This window comes from Campylobacter sputorum subsp. sputorum (genome assembly GCF_008245005.1).
GTDB lineage: Bacteria > Campylobacterota > Campylobacteria > Campylobacterales > Campylobacteraceae > Campylobacter_F > Campylobacter_F sputorum.
In genome coordinates, this window is the sequence record NZ_CP043427.1 from 843837 (window position 1) to 858996 (window position 15160).

Below are 15160 nucleotides of genomic sequence, written 5' to 3' on the forward strand. Positions count from 1 at the left end.
TCAAAAAAAATACTATATTTTATATTTTTTGATAAAATCTATTTTTTAAAGGAAAAAAATGAAAAAATTTAAAAATATATTAATATCCATATCTTGTGCATTTTTTTTAGTATCTTGTGCTAAAAATCAAGAAGTTAAAAACACTCAGCCATTGTCTCAAATTTGCGAAACTTGCAACATAGATGAGCTTAGTTTGCTAAAATTAAATATAAATCAGAATGTAAATTCTTTAAATTCATATGATTTTAGCAGTTATTTTATAAACCATAATTTTATACAAAAAAGAGATAATGTTTTAGATAAAACTTTTATAAATTTACCGGTAGATGAAGCTCTTTGGGGATTATCTTATAAAAATAGTATAAATAAAAAATACTATTCTCCAAATAGACATAAAATTTCCGATAAGTGGTTTGAGAAAATTCACGATAACGCAAACAAAGAGGCTTATAAAAGCGTATCAAGGTTAGCAATTACTACAAAAAATACTCTTGTTAGAAATTTACCTACAAGTGAGCCGATATTTCTTAGCTTTAATAAAGCAGGGGAGGGTTATCCGTTTGATTATCTTCAATCATCAGTTCTACACATAGATTCGCCTGTTTTTGTTTCTCATTATTCAAAAGATAGAGCGTGGGTTTTGGTAGAAAGTGACGCTTTATGGGGCTGGATAGATGCAAGAGATATTAGGTATATAAATGAGAGTGAAAAAAATGAGATAAAAAACTCAAATTTTATATCTGTTTTGGTAGATGATACTCCTGTTTATGATAAATTTGGCAATTTTTTGTTTGAAGCTAGAATGGGTGCGGTTTTAAGAGCTAATGATGAAAATGCAACGCATTATATGGGTAAAGTTTTTACGCAAAATAGACAAAATGAGTTTTACATTTCAAAAGATAAAGTTGTTAAATTTCCTGCTAAATTTAATAGTAAAAATTTAAAATATGCTATAAGCAGTGTTTTGGGAGAGCCTTATGGATGGGGCGGTTTTGGGTATTATAGAGATTGTTCTTTGTTTATAAAAGATCTTTTTGCTACTTTTGGGCTTTGGCTTCCAAGAAATTCGAAGCAACAAGGCAAAATAGGGTATGTTATAAATTTAAAAAATATGAGTAATGAAGAAAAACTTAATGTTATAAAAAAATACGCCGTTCCATTTTTAACTATATTTTATATGCCAGGGCATGTTATGCTTTATGCCGGAAATGTAGATGATAAGCCCGTTGCCATTCATGACGCTTGGGGCATAAAAACAAAAGATAACTCAAGAGCGTTAATATCTCAGATTGCCATAACAGAGCTTGATATAGGAAAAGATAGAGATGATATAGATGAAAAAAGTCTTCTTCTTTCAAAAATCACTTCTATGAATGTAGTAGCCAAGTCAAAAAACGATATTATCTCGCAAAATTATGGTGTAACTATAAAAGGAAACGAGATTATGTTTAAAGATGGTTCTAAAATGTCTTTTAAAGATGATAAAACAAATAAAAACTTTGATGAGCTTTTAGATAATCCTAGTGTTTTTGATATGTTAGCTTTGCCTTATTTTGGTTTTTCTGCTGTAGGTAAAAATTTAAACGATGCTGGAAGATTTAGAAATGAAGAATTTTTTGGAAAAATTTATGGTAAAAATAAACAAGAAGTAGAAAAAAATTTAGTAGATATAATCTGGCTTAAAAATAGTGTAAATAAAAAATTCAAATTTAATAAGCAAAATGGTGCAGCAAAGGCTATTCAAAATGTTTCAGATGATTTGGATTTGCTTGTAAAAAATAGACCAGAGCTATTAAAATATCTAAACAATCCATCAGGAACTTATAATTATAGAAAAATATTAAACTCAAATAATCTAAGTTCTCATAGTTGGGGCATAGCAATAGATATAAACACAAATTATTCGCATTATTGGCAGTGGAGTAAAACTGGCTTATATGAAAATTCTATACCAAAAGAGATAGTTGATATTTTTGAAAAATATGGATTTATTTGGGGTGGCAGATGGGAGCATTTTGATACAATGCATTTTGAATACAGACCAGAATTCTTTCAATAATACATATTTAAATACATAAATTATAGCTATAAATTTTGTAAAATTTATAGCTATAATTATTAAATTTTTACTCTTAACCAAAAATAGTTTTTTATAAAACTTATAGTTCGATAATCAAAACAACAGACTGTTTTCAAATTTTTAAAAATATTAAAATTTGTATTTTATAAATTTTCATTACTAAAAGGGATGCTAAATACCACAATGCATTTTCTTAAATTTATAAAAATAATTGCTTTTATTGGAGGGTGGGGTATATTTACATAAATTTTTATGTCAAATTTTAGTTAATACAAATTAATTATTATATTGATAATGATTATTATTAATATATTTTTAATATACATTGCTTTATAATTCGTTTTTGATAACTTAAATTTAACAAAAGGAAAATAATGCACAAACAGGTAAATACTTTATATAAAGTAGCACTACTAACTATTTTTGGATGTGCTTATGGCGAAGAGATTGTATTTGATACACTTGATGTATCGGCAAATCAAATGCCATATCATGGTAAATCAAATTTAAAATCCTACTTAAAAACTGGCTCATTTTCATATCTAGATAATCAAGATATAACTAGATTTAGAGGTAGTTCGGTTGGAGATTTTTTAAGTGGAATTCCTGGAGTCATGGTTACAAATAAACGAAATAGTGGTGCAATAACAGTAAATATTAGAGGAATTCAAAATGAAAATAGAGTTCCTATTTACATCGATGGAGCACTTCAGTCAATTCCATCTTGGCAAGGATACGCAGGATCTAGCACTAGAACTTACCTTGATCCTGACTTGATAAGCCAAGTAGAGATAGAAAAAGGGGTTTCATTTGCAGGAGATGGAGTTGGTGCAACAGGAGGAGTGGTAAGACTATCAACAATTAACTATAAAGACGTAATTAAAGATGATAAAGACTGGGGTTTAAGAATAAGAGGCGGAACTATGTCAAACACTAGAAAAAAGCCTCCTTTATATCAAAGAGGTGGATATAGAACAAAATGGGTGGATAAGTGTTTAACAAATGATAGTGGTAAATGTAAAGAACAGACATATGATACCCCTGCAAACTATCAAAATGGAAATTTATTTCAAAATTTAGGAGATAGCTGGAATGGAAGTGTGGCTTTTGCCAAAAAATGGGAAAATGCTGATATTGTCTTAGCTTATGCTAGAAAATATCAAGGCAACTATTTTGCTGGCAAGCATGGAAATAATACTAAAATTTCAGGTATTGAAAAACATAAAGAAGAGGACTTTACAGTCGGCATAAACAAAGATGAAGTATATCACTATGGACCTTATATAAGATATGGCACTTATGATGAAGATGTGATTTTAGGAAAACTTAAATTTCATGAAAATCCCGGATATACATATTTTAGAAGCGGCGAAGAGGTTTTAAATACATTTCAGGAAAATAAATCATATTTAGCTAAATTAAATCTCTATAACGACTATCACGCATTTAATATATCTTATTTAGGATATAGAAGTAAATTTGGCGAACTTATGCCAAGTCAAACAAGTATAAGAAGTGATGGGGCTTTGCAAGGAGAGGGAAATGAAGTTGAAGTTGATACTTTTAGTTCGGCATATAAATATAACCCAAATGAATATATAAATTTAAAATTAAATACTTACTATACTAAAAATGATACTTCATTTTTTATGCCCTTTGTAGAAGATCAAATAGAGCTAAATGAGAGTAGTTTTCATACATCGCATGATAGTAGATATGCCTATTTTATCATCTCGCACCAAAAAGGAATTGGTTTAGAAAACACAACAAATTTAATACTTTTTGATAGACCGCTTAGCTTAAACTATGGAGTATCTTATAGTTATGAAAAATTTACTCAGCCAAAAGATAAAGATGATAGAATAAAAGCAAAAAACTACCCAGCAAATTCAAGCGGACCACTTTTTGAAAGACATGCAAAAAGAGATGAAAAAAGTGTATTTTTATGGGCAAATTATGAGATTACAGATAAACTTATAGCTGATGCCGGACTTAGGTATATAAATACTACAATTAAGGATTATATGCCATTAGTAAAACAAGAACAAAAATTAGTCATTCATCCAACTCCTCATATAGAAACAAGATATATCAATATCTACACCCCTGAGTTAAAAAATAATGCTATAAGCCCCGCTTTTATGCTTACATATAAGCCAATAGATGAAATTTCATTTTATATAAAATACGCTCAAGCTGTGAGAAATCCTAGTCTTTTTCAAGCTTCAAAAGGTTGGAGCCAGCAAAACTACTCAGATGGTGGCTTTGTAAAATTAAAACCAGAAAGGCAGCATAATTTTGAGATTGGAACGAATTTATTGTTTGAAAATTTATATGGATTTAATAATGTTTTTGGGGTTAAATTTGCGTTTTTTAACAATTACACAAAAGATTATTTAACAAGGACTAATATTTTAAAAAGCGATTTTCAACAAACTACAAATATCAAAAGTGCTCTGTTTAGAGGATTGGAAAGTTCTTTATACTTCGATACTGGTGGATTTTATACAAATTTAGGCTTAACTAGATACTTAGATACTAAATTTTGCAAAAGTGGCACAAGCTTAAAAGATGGTGATAAAGAGTGCTTTAGGGGTGGAATAAGCGGTAGTAATTTAGCAAATGCAGTTCCGCCAAAAACAACGCTTTTTACAACCATTGGAACAAGACTTTTTAATAATGCCCTTGATATGGGTGCTAGACTTAGCTACTACTCAAAAAGGTTTGTATCTATTTTTGATTCGTCTTCAGAAGTAAGCGAAACTTATAGTGCCCAGTGGGATAGTCATAGTATAGTTGATTTATATGCAAGTTATAAGCCAAATGATAGCTTAACTATATCAGCTGCTATTGATAATTTAACAAATAGATACTACATAGATGCAAATAATATGAGTCTATCTCCTGCACCTGGTAGGACTTTTCGCTTAGATTTTGAGTATAAATTCTAGTATTTGATGGCTACTTAATGGCCATCAATTAAAATTAGCAACCATAGTTCTACTGTTAACTTGTGGGATATTTATACTAATAAGTATGCTGACTTGTAATACAATATAATGGCATATAAAGCTAATTTTTAATAGATTTTAAAGAGTTTTTTATAGAATTTATCAATGTATCAAATTCGCCTGAATTTTGGAGTTTTAATAATTTATCGTTTATATTAAGCATATCTTTTGTGTATTGATGAGATATTATATCATTTATAAAAAACTCACTATCACTTTCATCGCTTATTTTAAAAAGTTCTCTCCAAATATCTGTTATCCACCAGCCACACATTGAGATACTATCAAATTCACTTAAATATTTTGTTTTTAAAATTAATGCCATATCATCACTTAAAGAATCATCACTGAAAAAATCTCTATGCCTTTCATCAGCCTTTATAAAAAGCCTATATCCAAAACCATTTATTTTGTTTTCACAACAAATTCTAAACCCAAATGCATTGTTTTTATATTTTTTACAAGAAATACAAAGTGGATGTTTTTGCATAAAATTTGGGTATGAATTTAAACTTTCATCATCAACACTAAGCTCCCAAATTTTGCTATTTGTTAATTTTAAAAATTCATTAAAAGATAGTATAAAAAAATTCTTATAAAGCAACTCTTGCCCATGAAATATATCACTATTTGGATCAATACTAGCTTTATAATCCTTAAATTTCACAAATTTCCCTCAAAACAAAGTTAGGCAATTATACCTAACTTTGTTTAAACTAAAATATATAAAATGCTCCAAAAATAACAAACACTCTAAGACAAAAACCGCCGATTAAAATAGCATATTCACTATAAACACAGCTTTTTACTTCAACAACCGCTTGTGAATTTTTAGCTTTCATTATATATTTACTTCCACCAATAAGTGGAAGCAACAAACCAACTAGGATAAATCCTATCCAAAACACAAATGCCAACGAACCTGACATAATTTTAGTTATACTTTTCAAACCTGATAACTCGCTAGAAACAGATGCAAATAAAAATATAATAGCAACAATTTCTAAAATAATTAAAACATTATGCAAAGTATGCACTTCGTGAGTTAATTCACTATCTTTGTTTAGACTATATGCCGAATTTGCACTAAGTCCTGTTGATATGGCTGAGATAGTAAAAATTATCGGAACCCAAACGCTAGCCCAAAGTGGAATTGCTTTTACAGCGTATAGTAAAAGTCCAGTATAGCCCATAACTCCTAATGCCAACAATGAACCTAAAAACAAAACTCTATCATTTAAAGCTTTTTTATTTTTAAGCCAAAATAGCACCAACGCACTGACAATTATAAAAAATGTCAGCAAATATGTTCCCAAACTCATCATAGATGTAGGATGAGAATAAAGCTTGATGATAGCAAGTGGATTTATAGCCGCACTTGGTGCTAAATCAAGCAAAAGTAAAATCGTTCCTGCAATCACAGCAACAGGAGCTAAGAAAAACCCAAATTTATAAAATTTCTCATCTAAACTACCCAAATAGCCTTTATATGCTAAAACTGAGCATAAAAAAGCACCACTTCCAAGACCTCCTAAAAATAGATATATGACTATCAGCCATCCCCAAGTTGTTTGCTCCATTTTTAATCCTTTAACTTCGTTTTAAAATTTTGTTTAAAATTTTAATTTCATTTTCTAGATACAATCTCACAAATTTTGCAAATTCTCGCCAAATTTCCAGCCTTGATTCATCAATGCAAAGTTTTGTGAATTGATCAAACCAATTTAAAGGGTGAGAGTGTAAAAAATCGCTTTTTTCCTTGATAATTTCATCATTGCTAGAATTAATCGCTTTATAACTCATAAAATAGAGATATTCAAACTCAAATCCTATAAAATCATCAGGAAATTTATCATCTTTGATTTTTATTCCAGCCTTTGTGTAAAATTCTCTAACCTGCATAGTTTTTTCGCCAAACATTGTGTGATAATCAAAATAAACTGATTCATACGGCACAGCTTTTGGACGCGTAGGACCTACAAAAAGTCTATTAAATTCCCACCTTGCTTCGTTTAAATACTTGCTATCTTTTTTAGCCTTTTTTAGTTCGCTAATAAATGGATGATTTATTTGAGGTTCGCTTAAATTTGTAGAAATATCTAAAATTTCTTCTAAATTTTCTTGATTAAATTCAAACAAAAATAGCCTTCTACACATATCTTCCATAATCAAACTATTGGATAAATTTTTGGCTAAAAATTCGTTCATCTTTTATCCTTATTTTGTGAAATTTGCACTTTTGATTCTTGGATAAAATCTAATATTTGGCTTAGTAAAACTATGCACAAACCCTACCATCTCTTTTTGCATACCGGCACTATCACAAACATCACTTGGGACTAATCTTAAAACCCCAACAGGACAGCCCTCAACGCAAGCTGGTTCTTCGCCTCTTTCTAGTTTTTCAGAGCAAAGATTGCATTTTTGTGCTTTTTTATCTTTGCCTTTTGTTATAGCACTATATGGACATGCCAAGATACAATATCCACACCCTATGCATCTATCGTGTAGTGGCTCAACAACGCCATTATCAAGCTTTTTATAAGCTCTAACAGGACAAACATGCAAACAAGCAGGATTGTCGCAGTGATGACAAGAATGAGAAAAATATACATCCTTACTAATTCCATGCTCATGAATGCTTATTCTATCAACTTTACGCCAATTTATGTCTGGATCTTGATTGTGATAGACTTGACAAGATACTTCACAAGCTTTACAACCTATACAAAAATTTTGATCAAATAAAAATCCTAATTTTTTCATCTTACACCTCTAATTATGCTTTTTAACTTCAACGAAATTAGCCGCATACGTTGAGCCATCGCCTAAATCGCTGATTCCATCAGAACACAAAATATTTGCAACTGTTTTTGAATTTGTGGCTTTTGCCCAAACATGTCGCCATGCATAAGTTAAACCAGGCTTCATCTCGTTTGACTCTACGACGCAAAATATCGCCGTTCCTTTTTCGTTTGCAACCTCTACAATATCGCCATCTTTTATGCCACGATCATCCATATCTTCTTTTGTCATGAAAATCATCGCTTCGCCGTTTCTAACCATTCTTTTTACGATATAAGGCATACTTCCCCAGTTTGTATTATCTTGAAGCTGGCTTCCAGGAGTCATGAAAAATAGTGGATATTTTTTTACATATTCTTTACCATAATGCTTTTCATAATAATCCTTATCAGTTCCAAGATCAATAACAGGATGGTATCCTGCATCTTTAAATTTCTTGGAATAAAGCTCGCATTTTCCACTCTGGGTGCCAAAAGTTAAATTATCTTTTGGTGCGTATGGATAGTGTGGATGTAACTCTTTCATCGTTTCAGGGGTTCTAAATGGTTTAATTTGACCTGTGGCTTTTAGTTTTTCATAAGTTATATTTTGACTTTTTGCAAACTTAGTATCTAAAAATTTCCTACAAACAGTCTCACTATCCCAGTCAAAACACTCTTCTGTATAGCCCATAGCTTTTGCAAGAGCGTTGAAAAATTCCAAATTTGTCTTAGCTTCGCCAAGTGGTTTTACAGCCTGAGCGTTATAACAAACATATCCTGAAATTTGATCATTTTGTATATCTTCGCTCTCCATAAATGTAACTCCTGGTAAAACATAATCAGCCCAGTCGCAAGTATCTGTATTATATGGATCAATTACAACTAAAAAGAAATCATCTTCTATAATTCTTTTTTTAATTAAATTTGTATTTGGTGCTGTTGTCATCAAATTTGAGTTGTAATTTATGCAAGCTTTAATAGGCACATTTACAGGCTTACCAAGGCAAGTTGCACCTTCTTTTTGGATACCTTTTCCAAATTCCACATAACTTACTCTTTGCCTTTCTATTTTGTTACCAAACTCATCTTTTGGCGATAAATCAGGCATACAATTTTCAAAATTAAAGCACCCGCTTACATGCACATACGCCCAAAATAAACCTCCGCCTTGCTTAGTTAAAGCACCAACCAGCACAGGCAAAAATGTAACCGCTCTAACAAGTCTTGCACCATTATAATGTCTTTGTCCGCCATCGCCATGCATAATGGCTGGATTTTTTGCTTTTGCATAAAGTCTTGCAAAAACTTTAATCTCATCAACACTAACCCCGCACATATTTGCAAGTTCTAAATATGTATATAATGAGCACTCTTTAACTAACTCATCAAAGCCCATTGTATATTTCTCAACAAATTCATGATCATAAAGATCTTCTTCGATGATAAATTTACACACAGCCAAACAAAAAGCAGGATCACTTGATGGTTTGATTTGTATAAACATATCAGCTTGATTTGCAAGAGGGATTCTAATTGGATTTATTACAATGATTTTTCCACCTCTTTTTTTAACACGATGAGCAAATCTTATCCAATGCACGGCTGTATTTGACTCATTTGAACCCCAGCTAATATACATATCTGATTCATCGATTTCTAATGCATCTTTTGAATAATCAGTTCCAAGAACGCTAGGAGTTCCTGCGTATCTAGGCCAATCGCAAGGATTTCTAACAAGCCTTGTAGCGCCATATTTTTCAAAGAAATTTCCAGGTGCTATTGTTTTTGAAATATGCCCTTCATTTCCTGAATATACAAACTCGGTTAAAGCTTCACCGCCAAATTCCTCTTTTATTTTAGTTAGTTTTGCGGCAATCTCTTTTAAAGCTTGATCCCAGCTAATTTTTTCCCACTTTCCTTCGCCTTTTTTTCCAACTCTTTTCATTGGATGCATAATTCTATCTGCATTATAAAGGTGCATTGGATAGGTGTGTCCTTTAACACAAACGCTTCCTTGTGTTAAAGGGTGTTTTGGATTTCCTTTCATAGCAACCATTTTTCCATCTACAACCTCTGCTACGATTGAACAAGCATCACGACAATTCCTAGGACAGGTTAAGTAGTGATAAGTTGTATCTTTTTTGCTGTGAATTTTAGGTTTAAAATCGACTTCAAACTGCTCCATAGCAAACAAATTTGGAGTTCCGCTAGCAATAGCTAAAACTCCGGTTTGCTTTAAAAATTCTCTTCTTTGCATAATTTTTATCCTTATTTCATATCAAAGATATAAACTTTATTTTCTTTATTATTTCTTGAAAATATATAAAATTTATTGTCTTTAATGCTTAAAGCAACAGGATTTGGAACATTTGCAAAACTATAAGCATCAATTAAACTCTTGCTATTAATATCAAGTTTTAAAATAGTAGAGTAGTTTTTGCTTAGCAAATATGCACAATCATCCAAAATATCCACGCCAACTATATAAAATTCGCCCAAATTTCTATTTTCATCAATGCTTAAATTTCCTCCTATTTTTGGTATATACTCTTCAAGTATCATTTTATCATCGCCGTCAAAAACAGCAACACTCCAATAATCTCTCACATCATTTGGCACACTCGCACTTAAAAATATATTTTTGCTCTCATCATAATCAAAGTCCAAAATATATTGCTGCTTCGCTCTAAGAGTAAAAAATCTATTTTTTTCTTTAAGTTTCCACTTATCATAGCCTTTTAAAAGATGTTTCCACTGCTCATTTTGCTCCTTTTTATCATTTATATCAATCGGTTCGTAAATAACAAAACTTTTATTATAGCTTATCATCCCAACAGCACCTTTACACCAAGTTGCCCCTACGGTTTTTTCCATTTCTAGCATAAAATGTCTATCATGTTTGGCATACCTTAAAGGCTTGAAATTTTCATCAGTGATATAAAATTCATTTTCTTTGCTAACTACGGCAAATTGCTTTGTAGCACTATCATAATCAGCTCCTAAAATAGCATTATCGTTTTCTAAATTTATGCTTATTTCTAAAACAGCAGGATTTAAAGCCGTAACTCCTTTTAAGGGTGAGTTTTGACTACTTAAATCAAACTCAAATCCAAAACTAAAACTTACAATGCAAATTAAATAAAATAATTTTTTCATAATCTCTCCTTAAATCACCATTATTCAGGCAAATCTGGAAGTTCTGGGTTCCAGTCAAATCTAAAGTCAAATGTACTTTCCCAGTGATCTTTTTCCCAAAACCATTTATCACTGTCCAAACTCATCCTTGCAGGTGTGCTTGAAGCAAGATAAGGCGGAACTCCTGATGTCACAAAAGCTTGAATAGAGTTAAAAGCAATAATTACAATAAATACAATGTTGGCAACTTTTCCTAAAAAAAGATTTTTTAACTCTTTTTCATACTCGTTATCTGCGCTTTTTTTCATAATTTCAGCGATATGCTTGCTATTTAAAATAAAAATCAAACCTAAAAATAGCAAAACACAAAAATTTACAACAATTACCCAAAATTGAGTATGGGCCCCTAAAATTTCAAGACCAAAACCTTGCTTTATATCCAAATATCCACCAAAAGTTCCATCTACAGTGTAATGTATAAATCCGTTAAACAGTCCCCAACAAGCCATAAATATTAAAGCTGCAAAATATGAGACTTTAAATCCATATCTAACGATAAGTAAGCCAATAAATGCGATAACTATCATCGTAATTCTCTCAGCCCAGCACATTATACAAGGACTATCACCCATACCAAAGCCAAGAATAATACAAGCAATTCCAACAGGTAGTGCCATAAGTAAAATTACAGCTACGCTCATTTGATTAAAAAATTTTTTCTCATAATCAAACATTTTTTAACTCCTAAAAATTTCCAATAGGCACAACAACCCAAGCATTAACATAAAACTCAAGCACCACAAGTATTAAGCATGCAACAAAACCACAAGCAACTGCTAGACGCTCCTTTTCTGGTTTAAAATAAATAATCAAAGATGCTATTAAAAGCAAGACTAATTGTAAGAATTCCATTTCTACTCCTTAAATGAGATTTAATTTATATTATTAATTATTCATTTAAAGTATAATATTATTTTTTATTTAAAATAAACTTAAAAAATAGTATTTATTTATAAAAAAATACTATTTTATTTAAATATACCGTTTAAAAAATATTATTTTATATAATTTTTTATATTTTTAAGTAAATTTTAATATTAAAATAAAAAAAGCAAATAAAAAATATAAATAGAAATTTATAGATTTTTGAAAAAAATTAATTTTTGGAGTTTTTATATAAGGTTTAAAAGATTAAATTTTACAATTTTCTTCTAGTGGATACGATGTAAGTCCATAATCTTTAGACTCTACATCCCAAAGGTCTAAATTTGCTTTTTTAGATAAGATGTATTCAAATCCTTTTTGTGTTAAATTTATACATATTTTAAAATCTTGTTTATTTATAAAAACTATGCTTTCAAAAAAGTGAGAAAAGCAAATCACTTCACTATCGTTTGTATCAAAATTTACCGATTTATTTAGTAAAAGTTCCATATTATTTAGCATTCTAAATAAAATATCACATGATTGAAATTTTCCAAAACGCTCAAAATAAGGTTTTAAATTTTCATTATTTAAAGTTATTTTTTTGCTTAAATTTTTGTTTAATTCTTGATTTATTATGCTAAACAGACAGATAAAGGCATTTTGATTTTGATAAATTTTGCCTTGTATATTTTCTAAAATCACAAACCCATCCTTTACCACATATTTTTCATTTTTGTAGTAGAAATTTAAGTTTGAAATTTCATCTTTGAATTTTTTCTTTCTGCTTAGTGGGATATAGTCCATTATTCTCATTTTATCAATTATTGCTTCTATTTTTGTGCCACCATTTAATTGATGTTGCATAAAATATCTTATAAAACTACCTTGTTCTTCACTAAAACTATTTAAATACTCAATTTTATCAAGGTAAGCACACTGGTATAAATTTAAAAATGTTGAGTTTAGTCTTATTTCTACTTCATCTGGTATATCTGCGTATTTTTGAGGCTTTGAAATACTTATATAATCTATAATACTCATCTCATCTTGGATTTTATCTTTAACAAAAATTGTTATTTTTACATCTTTTAGTTCATGAAATCTTTTTATTGTATCAACTGCTGTTTTTGTGATATTTGTTTTAAATTTTTTTACAAGATCTGATTTTTTAATCTTAAAAGTAAAATCGCCATTTTTAAGCTTATTTTGTGAAAATAAAATATAAAGGCAAGTCTCATAAATCACTAAATGAGAATATGTTAAAAATATATTTTCAACCATAATTGAATAATAACAGCGGGTTACATGATATTTTTTATTGTTATTTAGAAATTCATTGAAAATTTTGCCACTATTATTTGGATATAACTTAAAAATATCATAAGATTCTAAAAAAATATTTTCCATATATTTACTTTCAAAAATTTAATCATACTAAATTTTATCTTACTTAGTCTTAAATAGTGTTTTATGTAGTTATTTTTATAATAATTATGTTTTATTTGTGTATTTTAAAATCTTATAATTTTTTGCTATAAGATTTAGTAGTTTGATTGTAATATTAACAAAAAAGTTTATTCATTAAAAAGTCATCAAATTTAAAAAAATTAATTATCTAAATTTAAAATATAACTCATCTATGTTTTGATAAAGCAGGGCTTTAAAATTTTCTTTTTGATTCATTAATTCTGCTTTTAATTCAGTTTCAAATTCTTCTCTATTTAAGCTCTCATCGGCTTTTGATATAACATAATCAAAACCAAACCAAGTGGTTATAGCTAGCAAAGGAACGCAAACTACGCTAGCTGGACCACAAATAGCTCCACTTGTTCCGGCACTAAGACTAGCTCCACTTTTTAACGCTAACTTTGCTCCACTTTTTGCGGCGAGTTTTGCCCCAGTTTTGAGAGCAGTTATTCCGCCTAATGTTAAAACGGAATTTATTCCAAATTTTAATTCATAACTTTGCATATCTATAATAGATATAATTTTTGTCGTATCGTATTTTATGGCGTTTTCATTTGCAATATTGCTTATATCTTTTTTTAAATTATCTAAATTTAATAAAATTATATTTGTTATATTTTCATTTAAATTTACAGGAAAGCTACTTTTAATAATATCATAAAATTTATTTTTATAAAAAATTGATGCGTTTTTATCAATAGCACCATAATAAAGCTTTACATAATCACTATACCAAGCATATTCAAAATCAGCTATATTTGTAACAGCTTTATCTACGCTAAGCTCATAAATTTCATCTATATAAATGTCTATTGCATTTTTAGTATTTGTCAAATTTTGACTTATTGCACTATTTATTTTATTTTTTAAATTTAGTATGATTTGTTCGCTTTTAAGTTTATTTTCATAATTTTGATTTAAAAATGATGCTAGAAAAAATATCAAAACACCAAATGCCAAAACAAAAATAGTTTGTAAAAAGTATCCAAATTTAAAGCTATTTTTCTTATCTTTTTTTGTAAATAAAAACGAATAAATATGCATAATTGCCATAAAAAATACAAAATAATTAAAACTCAAAATGATTAAAACTATTATTTTCGCAAATTGTTTTTGTATTGTTGTGTATAAAAAATTTTGTATATTTTCTATGAAACTATTTACTGCTAATATTTCATTTATCAAAATGCATTGAGTATTCATTGTTTTTAGTATAAAAATTTCGGATAAATTTACATTTTTATACATCACAAAATTTATAAAAAATATCATAAAAACAATAGTTGAAATAGTGCTTGAAATATATATGATAACTTTTTTAAGGCTATAATTTGCCATCCTAAACTCACGCATTAGTTTTTTCATAACTATAAATTTGGTGATTATAAAAATCAAGGGCAGGGCAATAAAAATATACAAAAAAATATAATTATTTATATTTGAAAAGTTTATAATCAGTATAGTTGTAAAAAACAGAGCTTTTATAAAAGATGATACGCTATGGCTTAAATTTCCGCTTAAAAAAGGTTTTATTTTGCTGTTTTTTCTAAATATTGCGTAGTTTAAAAATCTTTTTTTGATAATATTATAAGAAAAAATTTCATAACCAAATACTAGTAAAAATAGGGTAAAATACAGCAAAAAGGCAATGCAATTTAATTCATCAAAAGTAAATACAAAAGATATTAGTGTAAAAAAGATTAAAATTTTAAGTGATGAGTTCATAGTAAATTTAAGCATCTCTATATTTAAGA

The 15160-nt window shown here is 29.0% G+C and carries 12 protein-coding genes; 2 read left to right on the forward strand and 10 right to left on the reverse strand.

Annotated features, from left to right (window positions below; genetic code table 11):
* Window positions 1-58 precede the first annotated feature (58 nt).
* Complete coding sequence (locus CSPT_RS04225; protein WP_089182452.1) at window positions 59-2059, forward strand: bifunctional C40 family peptidase/M15 family metallopeptidase; 2001 nt, start codon at window positions 59-61, stop codon at window positions 2057-2059.
* A 395-nt stretch (window positions 2060-2454) separates the two neighbouring features.
* The gene (locus CSPT_RS04230) at window positions 2455-5031 is read left to right on the forward strand and encodes a TonB-dependent receptor domain-containing protein (RefSeq protein WP_089182453.1); all 2577 of its coding nucleotides are present in this window, start codon (window positions 2455-2457) and stop codon (window positions 5029-5031) included.
* 121 nt (window positions 5032-5152) lie between these two features.
* On the opposite strand, the gene CSPT_RS04235 is transcribed toward CSPT_RS04230, so the two are convergent.
* The 10 genes from CSPT_RS04235 to CSPT_RS04275 all read right to left on the reverse strand — a co-directional run bounded on the left by CSPT_RS04235 (window position 5153) and on the right by CSPT_RS04275 (window position 15146).
* Window positions 5153-5758: a hypothetical protein gene (locus CSPT_RS04235; protein WP_089182454.1), complete on the reverse strand. Its 606-nt coding sequence runs from the start codon at window positions 5756-5758 to the stop codon at window positions 5153-5155.
* Window positions 5759-5807: 49 nt separating this feature from the next.
* Complete coding sequence (gene nrfD, locus CSPT_RS04240; RefSeq protein WP_089182455.1) at window positions 5808-6671, reverse strand: NrfD/PsrC family molybdoenzyme membrane anchor subunit; 864 nt, start codon at window positions 6669-6671, stop codon at window positions 5808-5810.
* Between the two features lie 10 nt (window positions 6672-6681).
* The gene (locus tag CSPT_RS04245; RefSeq protein WP_089182456.1) at window positions 6682-7299 is read right to left on the reverse strand and encodes a TorD/DmsD family molecular chaperone; all 618 of its coding nucleotides are present in this window, start codon (window positions 7297-7299) and stop codon (window positions 6682-6684) included.
* A 9-nt stretch (window positions 7300-7308) separates the two neighbouring features.
* A complete protein-coding gene (locus tag CSPT_RS04250) occupies window positions 7309-7857 on the reverse strand; it encodes a 4Fe-4S dicluster domain-containing protein (protein ID WP_089182457.1) in 549 nt (182 codons plus the stop codon).
* A gap of 9 nt (window positions 7858-7866) precedes the next feature.
* Window positions 7867-10134, reverse strand: a complete 2268-nt coding sequence (locus CSPT_RS04255) for a molybdopterin-containing oxidoreductase family protein (protein WP_089182458.1) — start codon at window positions 10132-10134, stop codon at window positions 7867-7869.
* Window positions 10135-10145: 11 nt separating this feature from the next.
* Window positions 10146-11033 (reverse strand): hypothetical protein, encoded by an 888-nt coding sequence (locus tag CSPT_RS04260; RefSeq protein WP_089182459.1) that lies wholly within the window; start codon window positions 11031-11033, stop codon window positions 10146-10148.
* A gap of 20 nt (window positions 11034-11053) precedes the next feature.
* A complete protein-coding gene (locus CSPT_RS04265; RefSeq protein WP_089182460.1) occupies window positions 11054-11746 on the reverse strand; it encodes a disulfide bond formation protein B in 693 nt (230 codons plus the stop codon).
* A gap of 10 nt (window positions 11747-11756) precedes the next feature.
* The gene (locus tag CSPT_RS09050) at window positions 11757-11924 is read right to left on the reverse strand and encodes a hypothetical protein (protein ID WP_170228711.1); all 168 of its coding nucleotides are present in this window, start codon (window positions 11922-11924) and stop codon (window positions 11757-11759) included.
* A gap of 279 nt (window positions 11925-12203) precedes the next feature.
* Entirely contained in the window at window positions 12204-13346 is a 1143-nt protein-coding gene (locus CSPT_RS04270; RefSeq protein WP_089182461.1) for a hypothetical protein, read from the reverse strand.
* A 204-nt stretch (window positions 13347-13550) separates the two neighbouring features.
* Window positions 13551-15146 carry a hypothetical protein gene (locus CSPT_RS04275; RefSeq protein WP_143297532.1) on the reverse strand — a complete coding sequence of 532 codons (1596 nt, stop codon included), beginning with the start codon at window positions 15144-15146 and terminating at the stop codon, window positions 13551-13553.
* Window positions 15147-15160: the final 14 nt, after the last annotated feature.

Excerpts from the sequence above, each read along its gene's own strand:
- CSPT_RS04225 (WP_089182452.1), top strand. The coding sequence starts at position 59 with ATGAAAAAATTTAAAAATATATTAATATCCATATCTTGTGCATTTTTT.
- CSPT_RS04230 (WP_089182453.1), top strand. The coding sequence starts at position 2,455 with ATGCACAAACAGGTAAATACTTTATATAAAGTAGCACTACTAACTATT.
- nrfD (WP_089182455.1), bottom strand. The coding sequence starts at position 6,671 with ATGGAGCAAACAACTTGGGGATGGCTGATAGTCATATATCTATTTTTA.
- CSPT_RS04245 (WP_089182456.1), bottom strand. The coding sequence starts at position 7,299 with ATGAACGAATTTTTAGCCAAAAATTTATCCAATAGTTTGATTATGGAA.
- CSPT_RS04250 (WP_089182457.1), bottom strand. The coding sequence starts at position 7,857 with ATGAAAAAATTAGGATTTTTATTTGATCAAAATTTTTGTATAGGTTGT.
- CSPT_RS04255 (WP_089182458.1), bottom strand. The coding sequence starts at position 10,134 with ATGCAAAGAAGAGAATTTTTAAAGCAAACCGGAGTTTTAGCTATTGCT.
- CSPT_RS04260 (WP_089182459.1), bottom strand. The coding sequence starts at position 11,033 with ATGAAAAAATTATTTTATTTAATTTGCATTGTAAGTTTTAGTTTTGGA.
- CSPT_RS04265 (WP_089182460.1), bottom strand. The coding sequence starts at position 11,746 with ATGTTTGATTATGAGAAAAAATTTTTTAATCAAATGAGCGTAGCTGTA.
- CSPT_RS09050 (WP_170228711.1), bottom strand. The coding sequence starts at position 11,924 with ATGGAATTCTTACAATTAGTCTTGCTTTTAATAGCATCTTTGATTATT.
- CSPT_RS04270 (WP_089182461.1), bottom strand. The coding sequence starts at position 13,346 with ATGGAAAATATTTTTTTAGAATCTTATGATATTTTTAAGTTATATCCA.
- CSPT_RS04275 (WP_143297532.1), bottom strand. The coding sequence starts at position 15,146 with ATGCTTAAATTTACTATGAACTCATCACTTAAAATTTTAATCTTTTTT.